A 1,087-nucleotide genomic window follows, 5' to 3' on the forward strand; every position below is an offset into this window, starting at 1 on the left:
TGGCGATCGCAGTTAGAATTACTAAAAAATCAGTTAGTGGTAGTCTTGACAACTCAGCAGCAACAAAATCAAGCCCAAGCCTTGGAAAAGCAAGCTCAAATTGACCAAGCGCGACAGACTATAACTGATCTTAGGAATTCCTATAACTTACAAAAAGACGAAAAATTAGCTCAAGTTAATCAGGCTAGGCAAACTCTTCAACTTAGTAAAACTGCCTCTAAGTTAATAGAAATTCGTTTAGCTAATGCCCAGCGAGAAGTGCAACGCTATCGTAAACTTTGGCAACAAGGAGTTGTGCCAGAAATTGATGTATTAGATAAGGATGATGTGGTACAATAAAGGCGACGCTTCTATGAACAAACTAAGTCTGATATTGAACAAGCTAAGTTACGGATTATGGAAGAACAAAGTAGTTATAAACGGACAATGGGTCAAGCCCAGGCAGATATTGAGCAAGCAAAGTTACGATTAAAAGAACAGGAAAGGAGTTATCAGAGTATAATTCATTCCGGTAAGTTATCAGTACTTAAAATAGAAGAACAACTGAATAATATAGAGACCCAAATTACTACCCTAAATTCAGAAATTTCTCAGAGTAAGCGTCAGATTGACTCCTTGCAGCTTCAGTTAAAGCAACGAGTCTTAGAGGCACCGGTCAGTGGAATGGTATTTCAGTTACCGATTCAAAGACCTGGTGCTGTAGTGCAGCAGGGAACTATGGTAGCAGAAATTGCCCCAGAGGATTCATCATTAATTATTCGAGCCCAGATGGCAACCACTGAAAGTGGTTCTTTAAAGAAAGGAATGCCAGTTAAATTGAAATTTGATGCCTATCCGTTTCAAGAGTATGGGGTGATAGCAGGAGAATTAGTGGAAATTTCTCCAACTACCTCTGAGGTGGAAACGCAAAATGGAAAGGTAGCAGCATACAACATAGAAATTGCCTTAAATCAAGATTGTCTTCCCACAGGTAAGGAGTGTATTGGGTTGCGTCCTGGAGATACAGCGACTGCTGAGGTGATTGTACGCCAGCGTCGGATTATTGATTTTATTCTCGATCCGTTTAAGAAGTTGCAGCAAGGAGGTT

General features: G+C 40.1%; 1 protein-coding gene and 1 pseudogene. Both read left to right on the forward strand.

The genetic code is table 11. From position 1 onward, the window contains the following. A pseudogene (locus tag F6K49_RS52130) lies at positions 1–339 on the forward strand (HlyD family secretion protein); the annotation flags it as partial. A gap of 57 nt (positions 340–396) precedes the next feature. After that, the coding region (locus tag F6K49_RS52135) for an HlyD family efflux transporter periplasmic adaptor subunit (RefSeq protein ID WP_293110906.1) at positions 397–1,087 on the forward strand (691 nt) is incomplete at its 3' end.

The organism is Moorena sp. SIO3I6 (genome assembly GCF_010672095.1).